This is a genomic window from Pseudomonas sp. MAG002Y (assembly GCF_019400845.1).
GTDB classification, from domain to species: domain Bacteria; phylum Pseudomonadota; class Gammaproteobacteria; order Pseudomonadales; family Pseudomonadaceae; genus Chryseomonas; species Chryseomonas luteola.
The window spans coordinates 17407-32034 of record NZ_WOEJ01000022.1; the positions used below are offsets into that span (position 1 = coordinate 17407).

Annotated in this window: 20 protein-coding genes; 10 read left to right on the top strand and 10 right to left on the bottom strand. The window is 51.4% G+C overall.

Annotated elements, in window-relative coordinates; translation table 11 throughout:
- The first annotated feature begins 299 nt into the window (after positions 1-299).
- Together GM154_RS22760 and GM154_RS22765 are read left to right on the top strand one after the other, a co-directional pair.
- Positions 300-599: a hypothetical protein gene (locus GM154_RS22760; protein WP_219653461.1), complete on the top strand. Its 300-nt coding sequence runs from the start codon at positions 300-302 to the stop codon at positions 597-599.
- Positions 599-1027, top strand: coding sequence for a hypothetical protein (locus tag GM154_RS22765; RefSeq protein ID WP_219653462.1), 429 nt, complete (start codon positions 599-601; stop codon positions 1025-1027). Before GM154_RS22760 ends, GM154_RS22765 begins: the two co-directional genes overlap by 1 nt.
- A gap of 38 nt (positions 1028-1065) precedes the next feature.
- Here GM154_RS22765 and GM154_RS22770 read toward each other — a convergent pair whose 3' ends face one another.
- On the bottom strand, positions 1066-1275 hold the full coding sequence (locus GM154_RS22770; RefSeq protein ID WP_219653463.1) for a hypothetical protein: 210 nt from the start codon (positions 1273-1275) through the stop codon (positions 1066-1068).
- A 52-nt stretch (positions 1276-1327) separates the two neighbouring features.
- Between GM154_RS22770 and GM154_RS22775 the strand changes: the two genes are divergently transcribed.
- From GM154_RS22775 to GM154_RS22790, 5 genes are all read left to right on the top strand, one after another.
- Entirely contained in the window at positions 1328-1561 is a 234-nt protein-coding gene (locus GM154_RS22775; protein WP_125890019.1) for a hypothetical protein, read from the top strand.
- 295 nt (positions 1562-1856) lie between these two features.
- On the top strand, positions 1857-2408 hold the full coding sequence (locus tag GM154_RS22780; protein WP_219653464.1) for a hypothetical protein: 552 nt from the start codon (positions 1857-1859) through the stop codon (positions 2406-2408).
- A gap of 2 nt (positions 2409-2410) precedes the next feature.
- Positions 2411-2545, top strand: coding sequence for a hypothetical protein (locus tag GM154_RS25740; RefSeq protein ID WP_258019999.1), 135 nt, complete (start codon positions 2411-2413; stop codon positions 2543-2545).
- Positions 2546-2556: 11 nt separating this feature from the next.
- A complete protein-coding gene (locus GM154_RS22785; RefSeq protein ID WP_219653465.1) occupies positions 2557-2772 on the top strand; it encodes a hypothetical protein in 216 nt (71 codons plus the stop codon).
- A 20-nt stretch (positions 2773-2792) separates the two neighbouring features.
- Positions 2793-3317 (top strand): putative molybdenum carrier protein, encoded by a 525-nt coding sequence (locus GM154_RS22790; protein WP_219653466.1) that lies wholly within the window; start codon positions 2793-2795, stop codon positions 3315-3317.
- A gap of 39 nt (positions 3318-3356) precedes the next feature.
- On the opposite strand, the gene GM154_RS22795 is transcribed toward GM154_RS22790, so the two are convergent.
- From GM154_RS22795 to GM154_RS22820, 6 genes are all read right to left on the bottom strand, one after another.
- On the bottom strand, positions 3357-3836 hold the full coding sequence (locus GM154_RS22795; RefSeq protein ID WP_219653467.1) for a hypothetical protein: 480 nt from the start codon (positions 3834-3836) through the stop codon (positions 3357-3359).
- Positions 3784-4209: a hypothetical protein gene (locus GM154_RS22800; protein WP_219653468.1), complete on the bottom strand. Its 426-nt coding sequence runs from the start codon at positions 4207-4209 to the stop codon at positions 3784-3786. The genes GM154_RS22795 and GM154_RS22800 overlap by 53 nt, the downstream gene beginning before the upstream one ends.
- Positions 4210-4256: 47 nt before the next feature.
- Positions 4257-4487: a hypothetical protein gene (locus tag GM154_RS22805; protein ID WP_219653469.1), complete on the bottom strand. Its 231-nt coding sequence runs from the start codon at positions 4485-4487 to the stop codon at positions 4257-4259.
- Positions 4488-4568: 81 nt separating this feature from the next.
- On the bottom strand, positions 4569-5138 hold the full coding sequence (locus GM154_RS22810; protein WP_219653470.1) for a restriction endonuclease: 570 nt from the start codon (positions 5136-5138) through the stop codon (positions 4569-4571).
- A gap of 42 nt (positions 5139-5180) precedes the next feature.
- Positions 5181-5618, bottom strand: coding sequence for a hypothetical protein (locus tag GM154_RS22815; protein WP_219653471.1), 438 nt, complete (start codon positions 5616-5618; stop codon positions 5181-5183).
- Positions 5619-6795: 1177 nt separating this feature from the next.
- Positions 6796-7764 carry a YsnF/AvaK domain-containing protein gene (locus GM154_RS22820; RefSeq protein WP_219653472.1) on the bottom strand — a complete coding sequence of 323 codons (969 nt, stop codon included), beginning with the start codon at positions 7762-7764 and terminating at the stop codon, positions 6796-6798.
- A 382-nt stretch (positions 7765-8146) separates the two neighbouring features.
- On the opposite strand from GM154_RS22820, the gene GM154_RS22825 reads away from it, so the two are divergent.
- From GM154_RS22825 to GM154_RS22835, 3 genes are all read left to right on the top strand, one after another.
- A complete protein-coding gene (locus GM154_RS22825; protein ID WP_219653473.1) occupies positions 8147-8614 on the top strand; it encodes a hypothetical protein in 468 nt (155 codons plus the stop codon).
- Between the two features lie 920 nt (positions 8615-9534).
- A complete protein-coding gene (locus GM154_RS22830) occupies positions 9535-11280 on the top strand; it encodes a diguanylate cyclase (RefSeq protein WP_219653474.1) in 1746 nt (581 codons plus the stop codon).
- Between the two features lie 220 nt (positions 11281-11500).
- Positions 11501-12055: an arsinothricin resistance N-acetyltransferase ArsN1 family B gene (locus tag GM154_RS22835; RefSeq protein ID WP_125889998.1), complete on the top strand. Its 555-nt coding sequence runs from the start codon at positions 11501-11503 to the stop codon at positions 12053-12055.
- 520 nt (positions 12056-12575) lie between these two features.
- Here the strand turns inward: GM154_RS22835 and GM154_RS22840 are convergent.
- The 3 genes from GM154_RS22840 to GM154_RS22850 are packed head-to-tail and all read right to left on the bottom strand — an operon-like array spanning position 12576 to position 14615.
- The gene (locus tag GM154_RS22840) at positions 12576-12803 is read right to left on the bottom strand and encodes a hypothetical protein (RefSeq protein WP_219653475.1); all 228 of its coding nucleotides are present in this window, start codon (positions 12801-12803) and stop codon (positions 12576-12578) included.
- Entirely contained in the window at positions 12790-13791 is a 1002-nt protein-coding gene (locus tag GM154_RS22845; RefSeq protein WP_219653476.1) for an endonuclease, read from the bottom strand. Before GM154_RS22845 ends, GM154_RS22840 begins: the two co-directional genes overlap by 14 nt.
- Complete coding sequence (locus GM154_RS22850; protein WP_219653477.1) at positions 13788-14615, bottom strand: hypothetical protein; 828 nt, start codon at positions 14613-14615, stop codon at positions 13788-13790. The genes GM154_RS22845 and GM154_RS22850 overlap by 4 nt, the downstream gene beginning before the upstream one ends.
- Between the last annotated feature and the right edge of the window lie 13 nt (positions 14616-14628).

The window sequence follows — 14628 nt, forward strand, 5'->3', positions numbered from 1 at the left end:
TTGTTCGGTTAATACTTTCATGCTGCGTAGCAGCAACAACACTAGTGTACTTCTTCCTTCCTCCATCTTTCCTTGAGCGAGCAGAAGAAAATGGTCTTTTTTATAGCACTGAGACCGGAGTAACCACTGAAGCGGAAACCCTGGCCCTCCTCCTATTCTTCTGGATATTCGTATGCATGCTATGGAAGAAAGATCGCACATAGCAGCCCTTGCATCAGGCATTTTCCATGAGACGCTGACAATGTCCGACCTGCTTTGAGTAGTCGACTTTTCCGACACAACTGCAATGGAGTACAGACATGAGCTTTCAAAGAACAAAGAGGATAGCCAGGTATTTCTGGATTGTTCGCAAACGCCTGCTGCTGGGTTCTCTCTTCACTGTGCCTCTCCCTCTGATGACGTATCTTTGGTTTAACGTGCTGTCAACTCTTGAGAACGTTGATCCTCATCTCGCACCCTGGTTCAAGCCCGGCTATCTTGCTCTTCCTGCCATGCTTAGCATTTTTTGGTTTCTCGTCGGTGCATGTATGTTGCTATTCACATTAGTCCTTGGCGACATTGACGATGTATTGGAAACCCCGCAAAAGGGTACCGAGTGATGGAGGGATCTGCGAAGGCACAGCCTTTTGGAAAAAGGGTAGCGGCGATATGTATATACGCGACTATCTACTACGCTGTGCTGGCCCTGGTTATTGGCTTTGGGAGTGAGGTTTTTGCCAGAGCCGTCTGCGCTTTGTGGGTACTGGCCGTGGTAGGCCCCGGCCTCACCCTGAGCCGATTATTCACTATATGGCAGGCCTTTATAGTGAGTATTGGAGTGGTCTTAGTGCCAGCATTGATACTCCTGTATTTCGCTTACGGGATACGCGAATACACGCCGGGCTTTGAGTCCAGCCTTGGCCTGACCGTAGCGGCAGCAGCGTTTCTGCTGATCCTGTCCGAAGCTCTGAGGTGGCTGGTAGGCACAGCGACAGGAGTCACTTTAAGCACTTTTTCAACGGATTACCACGAAGGAAACCAGCCATGATCCTGGCAGCCCGAAACGGAAACCTCATAGCAACCTCATTAATCCGCGAGACCGATGAGTACTGGGTTCTCCAGATCCATGACAACAAGCGAATCCTTGAGGTCAGCAAAACTGACAACCACTGCCGCGCCTTCAATGATATGGCTGATGCGCTTGAGTGGGCTGGCGATTCTGAGCTTGCAGCTGAATTTCGATAATGCTGCGTGTTTGGAAAGGTGACTGCCTCGCCGGATGACAGGGCCTTGCATAACGCATTTCCCATGAGAGGCTGGTTTTGAATGACTACCAGAGGAAACCATCATGAGCAATGCTGACCAAGTGGCTTATATGCCAGAAGCGGACGACCGCGACGTTAAAGGGGCCATCAGTTCTGCAGCATTCAGTGCTACCTATCAATTAAGTGCTCAGTTCCCTGAGATTGATCAGAACTTCGAGTATCACCTCTGCGTTGTAATCACGGAGATGCTGAGAGGGCGCTCCCTCGTTCAGGGGTGCATGTGGGGCGCTGAGTTAAAGCGTCTGGTTGCAGAGTAAAGGGAAAACGACAATGACGTTTGCAGGCAGCACAAATATGATCATTGGCAGCTTCGTTCTGGGACTACCGTTTCTGTGGTTTGAGCACCCGCTAGAGATGCTCGGCCAAGTTGGTTTCTACTCCTTGGCTACAGCGATGCTTCTCATTGGTTTCACTGGTTTCACGCTCTGGGCAATTGAGCGCAAATAGTTAAAGGAAAACGCAATGGGCCTCTACAAACATGTGCATTAGTGATTGTCGGCACTGCGATTGGTGTTTGGCTTGAACTACCCACCATTTTGAATAGGAAAAAAGATGCCTGCTCTCCCTCGCTTCCTGCCAGACAACATCACCGTCCCAGGCTACGATGCCTATCAGGTCAGGATCGTGCGAGGTGACTACGAATATTCTGCCACATTCGCCTGGTCGCGATTCGTCAGCAAAGAAAAGGCGCTGCGTGCGGCAGTAAACTGGCGAGACCAGATGCTTGCGAAACTGCCCAATGCTGGGAATGGACGTGGCAGCTTCCGCACTTTCCCAATGGCGCACAAACGTAGCGTCGGGCGCGTCGGAATCACCCGCTATCTGAAAAAGGATCGCCGCCGCCTCGGCTGTCCAGTTTATGTGGTGTACGGGGTTAATTGGACGGATGACCAAGGCAGAAAACGTGTAAAGCAGTTCCAAGTAGGCCGCGTGGGCACTTTCGAGTGGCATCAGGAGTTGCATGCCTCGCTTACCGCTGAGGCCTTTCGAACCGAATGGGAGTTTTGCCGCAGTACCGGGCAGGTCTTTGAGCCTGATCCTTACCAGCGCTGGACAGAGGTGGAGCTGTATCCATTCTTGCCAGCGACTGATCAAGGAAAGTAAGCATGATTTCCTGGGAGCCTGTTTCTGAGCGAGACGAAGACTTCCTGAATTTCTGCTGCTGGGAGCAAACACGTGGCGAGTTTGCCTGGGGGAACGGTCGAGAGATGCTGTCTCAGGCCAACGACTGGAAGAGTTAGAGGAAACAGCGATGCATAACCGAAAAGAAGTTACCGATCTTTTGATCATGTTAGCAGGTGCAAGCATCGGTACTGCCGTATTGCTTGCGATGTTCAGGTTGCTGGATGTCAATCCGGTCCAGTCACCAGCATGGTTTTGGCTAGGCCTCTTATGCCTGAATAGTCTGGCCGGTGGCTTTACAGCTTTAATGCTAATAAGGACTTTTAAACTCAAGCGCGTGCTTTAACTGTTCGAGGAAAACAACCTATGACCAACGATACAAAGGCTTCGGCATGGCCTTGGTCGATCGTTCAGATTATTTCAGGCGGCCAAACAGGAGCAGATCGAGCGGGTCTCGATTGGGCTATAGATCATGGAATCGATCATGGTGGCTGGTGCCCTCAAGGTAGGCTTGCCACTGATGGACGTATTGATGGTCGGTATAACCTGATGGAAACCCAATCATCGGGTTATCGGCAGCGGACACGACGCAATATCGAATCGAGCGATGCTACCTTAATCTTCACTTTAGGGCCACTTGTGGGTGGTTCGCTCTTAACCTATACGCTTGCTAAAAAGCTGGCCAAGCCATTCGTGGTTTATCAGCTAGCTACAAACGATGATTCTCAGCTTAGGAATGTCCAGGACTGGCTTAAGGAAAAAGGCCCGAGAGTTATCAATATTGCCGGCCCGAGTGAATCCAGAAATCCAGAAATATATCAGGCGGTATATGACTCTCTGGATTGTGTACTATTGGATAAAATCAGGAAATCTGCGGCTATTTCTTCCTAATGCTGGTTTTTAACAATTAGGAAGATAAGCAGCCAACGTCTACGACTCACTTCTCTTGTACTCGTTAAGTACTGAGCTGATCAGCACCACCAGCTCGGCCGCTGTAACTTCAGTGCGCTTGCCCTGAGTCGATCCCCGCAGTGCATCTATACGTGACCTGGTTGTAGGCAGCCCGTGAGCGGTCATGGCCTCGGCTATCTCCCTGGCGTCCCAGCCATCGTGCCTGAGTAGAAGTAACAAGGACTTTACAACGTCGCGTAGGTCGCATTCAGGCTCGTCGTGATCAGGCCATGGGAGCCCTTTTAGGGTTTGTGGCTGAGCGCTTGCCAACATCTCCCCGTCCTTTTTGAGCGTTGCGATGCCTCCGTGCTGGGCGGCATTGCGGTCACGCCCAGCTCGGTTCCATGCAGCCTGAGCCATGGGCGGCCAATCAGTCTCACATTGCAATTCGTCGTTCAAATAGATGCTATACCGCGCCATGTTCATCCACTCTGGAAGTTTGCCGCGCTCGATAGCCAAGGGCTTCTCTGGTCTCTTTGATGCAGGCTTCAACCAGATCGCGGCGGTTGTGGTTGAGCCAATGCATTGCTTTGCGTTGAGCGCTCTCGAAGCTGTGAAAAAAAGGCCTCACAGCCCATTTACTCAGGTCTCTGTGGGTGCGGAGCTTTTCCGCTGATTTGCGCTCAATCCAGACCTCTCCGTCGTACTCAACCTGAAAGCCTGTGCAGCCGACAGGTATTGACTGGCCCGGTAGCAGCGGTTCGGTTGCAAAGCCCTGCAGGGTCCAGGGTATCAACCAGACAGCCCAGCGCTGCGATGCCTTGTCGTACTGGATTTCCAGAAAGGAAAAGAGACGGTCCTGCACTTCGGGGTGATATTGAGTGATAGCCATGCTTGCCTCCTGTGAAGATAGCTGCCTGTTCGGCAGTGAATGAGGCATCAGGCCGTGTAAAACACTAGGTCTCTGTAGGTGTGGCGCTTCAAGTGATCCAGATCCATACGCTCAGCACGTTTGAGATTGGCCTGGCTGCGCGTAACTTTGTAGATATGGCGATTAACCGGGGCGCCGTCATGGGCTATAGCGCCAGCAATCTCGATTTCTCGGACGCCTTCGTCCAGATCAGCTGTAAACAGGATGTCGTTCTGGCTGTTGATGATCAGTGCTTTCATGGTTTTCTCCTCGGTTATAGGCTGCCTATGCGGCAGTAAAAGAGGTGATCTACAGGCCTATAGCATCTCACAGGTCTTGGATTAAGCAATAGGGAGTAAAGCTGGCTCTGGACGATCGTGAAGATGACCTAGGGGCATTGGAATCTCGGTTATTTTGACTGTGATTCTATTATTCGCTGCTTTAAACCGCTGCTCGGCTAGGTTGGGCTTGGTTTGCTTGTTCTTTCTGGGCTTGGTGGGGAACGCTTTCGCTATAGAGGGAACGACTAGCTCAAAGGTGTCACTACGAGATAATGGCTGGTCATTGAGATATCGATCTGCAGCATAAAGAACGTTTTGAATCCTCTGGTTACCCATGGAGTTGCTCTTGAACTTGCATTGAAGATAACGGGTATTACCTTCCCTGAAAGCAACCAGATCCACACCCCCATCATAAAAGCCTAGGCTTAGGCCTCGATAATCCACTTCCCAACCTTCCTTTTCTAGCTCTAGCCCCACCCAACGTTCGTAAACGATACCCCAATCGGTGACCGTCATTGAACCAGGGGCGATAGAGTCAATCAACGCTCCGTCAGCAGCAAAGACCTGTACACCAATGTCCTGACCTACCTCTATTCTTCCTGACAGTAGCCTTTTTCCCAGCCCGCGCATCTGTTTTCCTTTAGAGCCAATTAACTTGTAGCTGCAAAGACTTTAGCGGACCCAATGCCTTTTAAGCACAATAACGTTTGAGCCGTTATCTGGGTCCAGTAACTTTTGCATACGGTACGCGGCGCACAGCAATACGAGCGCTCGAATAGTCTCGTTTGTATCGATCTCGTTCAGTGGCACTTCCCACTCAAGTCGGCCCTTGCCTGGTATGCCAGCAGCTGGGCAACTGACCCTGGCAACACGGCCGGCACTCTCTGAACACATGCCAAAGGTGAGGTGGATTTCCATGGCTATCTGAAGCTGGCGTGAGTCACCATCATCAAGATGCGGCTGCCATGGCGCAGGCTTTTCCGTTTTGCCTTCCACCAACGGGACTGACCCTTCCTCCACCCAGTCCACGATCCTGTAGCCGCAGCCAAGTGCCGCCAGCTTGAGTTGCCGTTCAAGAGGCAACAGGTAGCTCTCAAGGTCATTGCTCATAGGTAGAGGTCTCGTTGTGGCAAACACGCAGGCGCGATTGCGAAACTTTATCCGTGCAAGGCGAGGTGACACGCTCTTGTCGTCAAAGACCTTGTTTACGTTAACCTCGCCATGCTGACCACCCATCAAGCAGGAAAAGTTACAGACGGTAGGCTCTAGGCCGCGGCTTAGGGCGCCTATAAACAGAAGGCAGCGATAGGAAGAGGGCAGAGGTGATAGAGCAATCACTTTAAATAAAAATGCCCTGCAAAGCAGGGCTAAACCTTCAGAAGTGTCTTTCAGACGATAGGATGCTAATGATTATATGTTACAGTTCCATGTATATGATATTGCCGTACGATTACTGCCAAAGCTTGAGGCGTCGCGCCTTGTTCAGCTCACCGAATGAGTACGGCGTTGTAAGGGATGTACCGATGTACGAGACAGATTCAGACACCGATGACGTGGTCATTCGTCGTATCGAGTGTGAGGAATGTGGTGAGGTAAGGGCCTGTGTGTATACCCTGCATCCTGAATGCGACACGCTTAGATGGATTTGCCCCAGATGCATTGCTGAACTCCGCCCTGGTTGCCAGTAAGCCAGTTTGCAAAGGAAGCAGTCATGCCAGCTCGTTCTGTGAAAGTACAAGACAAGGCTCGTCCAGTAAAAGCCAAGGCGCGTCGCCTGGCCTGTTACCACTGTGAACAGGTACGCTCCTGTACTCTTCAATATGATTCCAAAACCTATATCTCTGTCTGGCTCTGCATAAGCTGCCTTAACAAGCGGTAGCACGGGTTTAGATATGCATCTAGTAAGCCGCCTGACCACGGAGCGGCCATACATCCAGATCTTCATAAGTATCAGTAACTGCTCCTCTCAATCGAGTAGCAGAAGAGTGAGTAAGGTAACTGTTGATGCTTAGAGACCTTATTCTGAACGCTGTTAAGCACTTATGCGGGTTGAAGCTCTGTTTTGCAAAATGGGCAGAGCCAGGCAAGGGAATCACTTTCAGGATGAAGCGTGTAATGACATGGCCTCATCTCGCCGCATTCCTCGCATTCGACACGACGAACAAGGGCATCCTCTTCATCGGGCAGCACAGACACGAAGACCTCCACCTAATGTGTTTTGTTAAAGGACGATTATAAGGAGGCTACCTATAGCAGCCTCCTGTCGTCTTAAAAGCTCGAAACACCATTAACGCTTGGTGCGATCGGTAAGGTCGGTGTCTGAGTCATGAGTACCGCTCAGGTGCGAGCGAGTGCCATCCTTCTCGATATCCACATCAGTACGGCGTACGGTATCGCGTACCGTTTCGGTGTGCTGTGTGGTTTCCTTGCCCACTACTACTTCTTCAACGACTCGGGCAGTCTTGGCCACAACAGCCTCTTCAGCGGTTTCCTGAATCTCAACCGTACCCTCACGGAATGCAGACACATCATCGGTTGAGACCGGACGATCTACCGGGCGACGCTCGATAACTGCATGCTCTTCACGCAGGTTTACGGTTTCCTCAACGGGACGTTCGGTCATATGGGAAACCACACGCACTCGTCCCAGGCGATTCTCTCGCTTACCCACCTTCAGGTCTTCTTCCATCACTGGAATGGCCGTTGTTTCAGCCGGCATCTGATCAGCCAGTGGGGTAGCGTTTACGCCCATGGTAGCTGCCGTAGTTGAGGTAGCTGTTGGCGCCATGGTGGCATCGCTGGTGACTGCGCTATCGCCCATGGTATTGGTATAAGCCGTTGCGCCCTGGCTGGTCCAGGTAGCGCTGCGCTCATCAATATCGATTGCGCCGTTACGCTCGAGGATGTCTTCGACTACCGGGACCTGAGCGTCATCATTAACGGTCACAGTTACTACGGTAGAGCCTCGACGAACCGCTTCGGTGTAGGTATCCCGATAGCCTTTATGCTCGGTGTCATCATCACTAAAGAGTGACCGGAAAAAATGGCCTACTTTTTCAGAGACCGAGCCGTCGTGAGTATCGGTATGGGATGCGTCTGTGCGCATAGACGTATCGGTCGTGCCATCCATCACACCGGTTTCGTTGGCAGCGGCAATCTGAATATTGGTCTGGGAAACGCCCTTGGCCAGGAGTTCGCGTTTAACCAGTTCAGCTTCGTTATAGCGATCAAACGCGGCTACTAGAGTATGTTGCATAGGTCACCTCTGTGTCTCTTCAACAGCCTTGGCTGTGATGGGTTTAAGTGGTGTGCTTTGCACCACGCCTGGTATCTGGCATCCAAGCTAGCAAGTCTTTAAGCGCAACGGATCTGATGTCATCAGACTGTCCAAGTGCGCTAGCTGGCATCATTGCCACTAAAGGTCTGGAGTCAGGGTTTGCCGCTTTAGTTCAGAGAAACCTACAAATGGCAGGGCTTTCCATAGCAGACCCTGGTCTGGTTCAAAGTCTCATCTGAAAGGTTACATTCAACGGAAACCTAGCAGGCTACCAATACTCACAGTCGTGAACGGCGCTTGCCAAACGTGGAGCGCTACCCTAGCCAAGACGTCGCGGACTTCCTCTTTTTAAGGCTTCCTCATGATCAAGCACGCCTATGAACGCAAGATCACCATTACCCTGACAGCTGATACACCGCAAGAGCTGGATAGGATGTTTAAGCAGGCAGCCCATATGATCAGCCAGGGCAAAAAAGAGGGTGGTCAAGAAGATCCCAGCAGCAATGTTCAGTTCCTGGTAGATACGGTCTTCAATGAGGGTATCCGGGATATCAAGAAGGAACTCACCGTGATTCTGCATCGTGACCCGAGTCACGAGGAGATCCAGTTTGCTGAGGTCCAGATGCCCCGGTATCACATGAACCAATCCGTTATTGTGGCTACTTCTACCGGGACAGGGATTACTGATGGCAAGATCATTGGCCTGACATTGGGTAAAACAGCAGACGCGCTTTACTGGAGCTATAACGTGACTGATGAGATCCAGCCGGAATGGGTACATGAAGCAGAGCTTGAGGCTGTGTCAAAACCCACCTCTGCTCTTTCATAGCAACCATAAGGCACGCTTGTCACGCGATACTTATAAGCATATGGATAGTATCAGGCTCACTGGTGACCAACGGTCGAAACCCAGTCAATGGCGAGGGGGTCTTTCTTATGGGAGCAATGGATATTGCTTTTCTTGTGTGTAACTGCCGCAGGTCCTGCAGCACCCCCAGCCTGCGGCAGTTCTTTTTAACTTAAAAGAACTGCTCCAAGCATCAAGAGGTAGCCCATGGCGACAATTAACAATTGCCCTTCATGCGGGACCTCTGGCCTCGCACGTATGTATACCCTTCGCCTTTTGTATTGTCCCGACTGCAACCTCTCGTTTGTATGGGCCACGTATAGCTGACCTCGCCAACGCATGCCTTTTCTTTCACGGCACTCCTGGTTCCTGGCGTCAGCTCAGGCCAGACTGGCCTGCTCCTGTAAGCGACGAGATGCTTTGATCGTTATTATTAGGGACTTAGAAGAAAGGGGCATGAACTCACGCAGTGCACGTGGAACGCTTCAGGCTGTAAATGAGCATATAGAGATTCAGAGCTATCATCTGGACACGTTACTGAGGGCTAGTAGGGCAAGTTCTTCCGATTAATTCCAAACCTTAACCATCATAGTGTGCATGTAACATCTTACTGTAGCCATTAGGATATACCCCAGCGACTACATCTTAGTGAGTTGCCCTCACCCTAAAAGCCGCTGGATACAGCTACTGTTCAGCCTGTCAGTGTCAGGCCACGTAAGGGATGGACATGTGTAAAGCTATCTCATGAATGATGTGCAGTGAGCATCTTTAAGCTGAAGATGGTCCAGAGAGTAGTCTGTGGTTATCTTTTAGATATCGCTAAGAACAAATGAGATGAGCGATGCATAGCTAACAGCCACGAATTAACCCGTTACTCAGGCATAGTGGAGCGTGGCTTAAACATGAAAAGACTCTTTCAAACTCGTCGCCGTATCCAACTCACCCTGGCCGGGGCTGCCTTGGTATTCATTACCATTGGTTCCGGGACCTACTATGGGGTTAATCGCACTCTTGAAGATGCGAGTTGGGTAGCCCATACGCAAGAAGTAATCAGTGATATAAATCAGGCTAATGTCGATTTGCTATCAGCAATGGCGGCGGCTCGCGCCTATATGATCTCAGGCAATGCAGACCAGTATAAAACTTATCTGTTATCGGCGGCGGCGCTTCCAAACCACCTCTCTCACCTAGGGGAGTTAGTAGATGATAACCCTGTGCAGGTTAAGAATGTAGGTAAGCTCCATGAGCTCATTGATATTCGAATGGCACAGCTTACCGCTACGCTGGAAGGGTATGCTTCAGGGGGAATACAGGGAGCACAGCGTGCAGTGTTGCCACAAAGTACAGCCACCCAAAAAGCATTAAGCGATCACATTAGCTTAATGATCAAACATGAGCAGCAGCTACTAAACACTCGAATTCAGGCAACAACCAAAAGTGCGAATATCCTATTTTTTTCCGCAGTCGCGGGTATTCCACTAGGACTCGCCATGGTGCTGCTGGTCTACTTGCTGCTCAACCGTGAATTGCTGCGGCGTGCTCAGGCCGAGCAGGAAGCAGTAAGTGCTGTGAGTGATCTCAAGGCAACCTCCGAAGACTTGAACTCGCTTGGTGAGTTTGCGGGCTTTTTGCAAAGCTGCGAAACCATTGAAGAGTCACTTGAGATGACGAGAACTCTCTTTACGAAACTGATTCCCGATGCGAGCGCAGAAGTTTATTTAACCAAGGCTTCGCAGAACTACCTTGAGCTAAAAGCGTACTGGGGACACGAAGACGAAATAGCCTCTCCCATCGTATATCCTGGCGAGTGTTGGTGTTTACGACGCGGCAAGGATCACTTTTCCAAGGGTACAACCCAAACGCCAAACTGTAAGCACATCAATAGTCCGCTTTTTGATAAGCAAGCTGTCCTTTGTATGGCTTTGAGTAACCCAGGTGAGCAACTGGGCATCGTGGTGTTAAAGGACGTAGACGAGAAGCTCCAGGCACGACACTCGATTCTTGGCGCTGCGGTTGAGCAACTCTCTCTGTCATTAAGCGGCTTAAAGCTGCGAGACACTCTTAGGTTTCATTCAACACGGGATGAACTGACTGGCTTATATAATCGTCGTTACCTGACAGAGGCGTTCGAACAGCTCCATGCACGCAGCCTTCGTCATGACAAACCCTATGCGATTCTTATGCTCGATATCGACCACTTCAAACACTTCAATGACGTATACGGTCATGCGGGTGGCGACATGGTATTGGCTGAGGTGGGAAAACTGTTGTCAGGACTGAGAGGAGAAGACATTGCCTGCCGTTATGGTGGTGAAGAGCTTATTGTTGCCCTCCCTGAAACAGACGCTGACAGCGCCTTGCTGGTTGCTGATCGCATACGAGATCAGGTGCAGCAGATTCGCATCGATCTAAATGGCAAGACGTTGCCGCCCGTTACGGTATCTATTGGGGTATCCGCTTTCCCCCTTGATGGCAGAGAAAACGACAAGATAAAGCTGAATGCTGATCTGGCACTTTATCGAGCCAAGCGCGAAGGAAGAAATCGAGTAGTACGATTTGATGATGCTATCGATAGTCGTCAGCCTAGCTTCCCTCAAGCCGAAGAAACTACACCGAAAATGCTTTCCGGTCCTCAATTGGATAGCTAAATGGGAGTAGCTATTTTCGTGTAGCCATTAGGGTATACCTCAGCGACTACAGTTCCTGAACAGCCCCTCTAATAGGGTAACGACAGGAATCGCCGTTCTGGTTTACAAAACAATGCGAGATTTATAATGAATAAGGGCTTGGATAGACGTGTCGACGGCGCTTGTGCCAACGGCATGTCATTCAGCCGTGGAGACTATTAGATAATTGTAAGGACAAAGCATGAGCTGCAAAGTAAGGGTAGCTGTACCAGATGACGCTTCAGCCATCCAGGCAATCTATGCTCCTATGGTTTTGAATACCGCCATTTCTTTTGAGCTTGTACCTCCGACAGTTCAAGAGATGGCGAATAGGATTGAAACCACCTTATCGACCTACCCTTATCTGGTGGCAGAGCAAAACGGTAGGGTTATTGGCTATGCCTACGCAAGCCAACATCGGGCCAGAGAAGCGTATCGCTGGTCTGTTGATGTTACGGTCTATATAGACCCAACAGTACATAGACAAGGAATAGGGCGATCCCTCTACCAAGGCTTACTACCTATCCTTACAGAGCAAGGATTTCATGCTGCCTATGCTGGCATTGCCCTACCCAATAACGCGAGTGTCGGCCTTCATGAGGCGCTGGGCTTTAAGCACATCGGTACCTATCCAGAAGTAGGATTCAAGCACGACCGATGGCATGACGTAGGATATTGGCGTAGAGAACTCAATGAGGCGGTACGACCTACTGAAGTAGTGAAATTCGGTGATATACAAACTGCCTTGCTTTCATAAGACCGACCCCCTCAATCCTAGCTAGTCTTTGGCTAAGTTATAGCTTTTTGTGTAGTCATTTGGGTGTACCCCAGCGGTAACAGCTGCTCGTTATCGTCTGGGTGTAGTGATAAATAGGCAGGGGGACTTAAACGACTACATAGCCTATTCGCTACATCTAACGACTACACTTCAAGCGCTGTTCTACCGACACTCCACTACTTTCCTGAACCCATCGGACTGAGTCTCCCGTTCAGTGCGATACGCTACCCGGATACGTGCCGGGATCGAGTGGTAGGAAGGGCAGAGCGTTGAAATGAAACTAGAAGTATAGGGTTTTCCACGCATAACTGATAAATACTGGAGAAATTGCAAGGTATCGAGCTGCTGATAATTAAAATAGATATAGCGCTATCAGGTGCTGACCGGTGAGGCCAATTTAGTGGCACCTTGTCTGCTGAGCGTCACAGTTTTGACTGGCCTTATGATATCATCACTTTATAGTGATTCACTGGAGCCAAGGAATGGTTCGTTTATTAGCTCAGCCTATGTATATCGCCTCTTTTTTTACCTGCTTGGCCTTCTTCTTTGAGTTCTCTGCAAGAGCACCTTTTGAAAAGTCCTCGTCCGGATTATCCACGATAACGGATCCATTGAGAGCTACATCGTTCTCACCGATAAAGCCCCCCGTGGTATTTGCTGAACAAAAAGGCTCCGTCAGCAAGCTCGAAAGATGGGTGTTTTGATCTGGCCAGTCATCGACATTCAACATCCTTCCTGTACCCATCAGACTGCGCCTCACGCTCAGTCCGGTAGGCCACTCGGATACGTGCCGGGATCGAGTGGTAGGAAGGGCAAAGTGTTGGCACAAAGTAGGTTCCCGTGCGGCGTGAGGCATACACCATGCCTTCCGTGCGGGCTGGGTCAAACGGTTCGATTTCCTCTTTTTCAACATCATTCGAGGCAGGAATCTTCTGCAGATCGGGGAAGAGTTCCTTGACCGTCTTGTCGCGCCGGATGATGCCGGCAAGCCCGGGCTTTCGATCCAATGTCCAGCTGGCCTGACCGGTCACAAACGGATTGTGATGGCCCATGACCTTCGCTATACGGTTGTCTCGCTCCTTTTCCCATTGGCTGACCGGAAAGCGCTTGTCCCAATCCATGAACAGCTTTTGCTGAAGCCGTGAGAGGGTAATGCCGTAGCGGTCGCTCATGTAGAAGTGGGTCCGCGCAATCAGCCCCTTTACGGCATCCCGTGGCTCGACCGTGCGCAGCGCAGGATCGATCCGGAGATCACAGCGCCCGTAACGGCTGGCCGTGCTCGGCAGTTCACCGTACAGATAACTGCCTCGGTCGGCGTTGGCCTCTCCAATGGCGGGCGCCAGGTTGTGCAGGTCCGCATCGATTCGGTTGAACAGCGGATCGGCTCGGCAGGCGCCTGAACCGCCTTCGCGCCAGCACTGAAGTTGATGGCCAAAGGACCAGACACTCTGGATGTGCTCCCACTCAAGACGTATGGCGCGGTCGGGCAGGGCACGTGTCTGGTAGCCGCAGGATTCATGATCCATGACGCCGCCACTACGGCCTACCCATTCCCACTGGCAGCCGCAGTAGAGATCACCCGAGGCCTTCTCGCCTGCATTCTGATCACCGTATATGTCGTTACGCAGGAAGTGCTTGGCATCGTAATAGGTTTCCGGGGCCGCCCATGTCACTCCCGAGAAGGTTAGCGCCAGCAGGACCAAAGCGGCTCTCATGGTTCAATAGCCTCCGGGTTGGCAACTGGCTTGCGGGTAAGCTTGTGCCAGAGCGCGACGGCAAGGGTGGGGATCACAACAAACAACAGAGCCGACAGCACCGCCGCTACACATAACATCAGACTGCTCACCGCTATCCACTGCACCGCCTCAAAGATCCACGGGACCAGCCAGCGCTCGACCTGGATAAACAGGCCCTCGATATAGGGGAAATGAGCCGAGCGGATAAACCAGAGCAGGGCGCCAATAAACGCGGCAATAGGGGTAAAGGTAATCAGCCCATAGCTCAGCCGGTGCAGGTCGGTCAGCGTGGGTACCGCATGCAGCGACACAAGGAACAGAGCAGTGATAATGAGCAGGCTCAGCGGATCGCTGTCTGCCTCGGTCCATAGGCTCCAGAGGATTTCCTCAATTGCTGTCGGTATCCAGACGAGGATGTCTATTGGATTCTGAGGGGGAGTAGGGACGTCATAGGCAATGCCCGTCAGCAGGCACAACAGCACGCAGCCTACCGCGCAGGGTGCCAGCCCTTCCAAGGCACGTCCCATGTAGCTGAGCGGGCCGGGAAAAAAGGTGTAGTCCACGTAACCCAGCGTGCCGTCGGCATCACTGCGCTTGTACAGCGCTATACGGGTGAGCTTGAAGCCCATGCACAGGCAAATAACGGCGCGGGCGGTTTCACGTATGGGTGAGCCCACCATGCCGGTAAAGGCATAGGCGGGCCAGGTGGGCAGTCTGGGACTGGCAATCAGGAAATGCTTGGCAAGGCCGATCAGAGCCAGCACAGCGGCGGTCACACCCAAGAGAGCAAGTAACTGTGTCATGACGGTCTTCCTG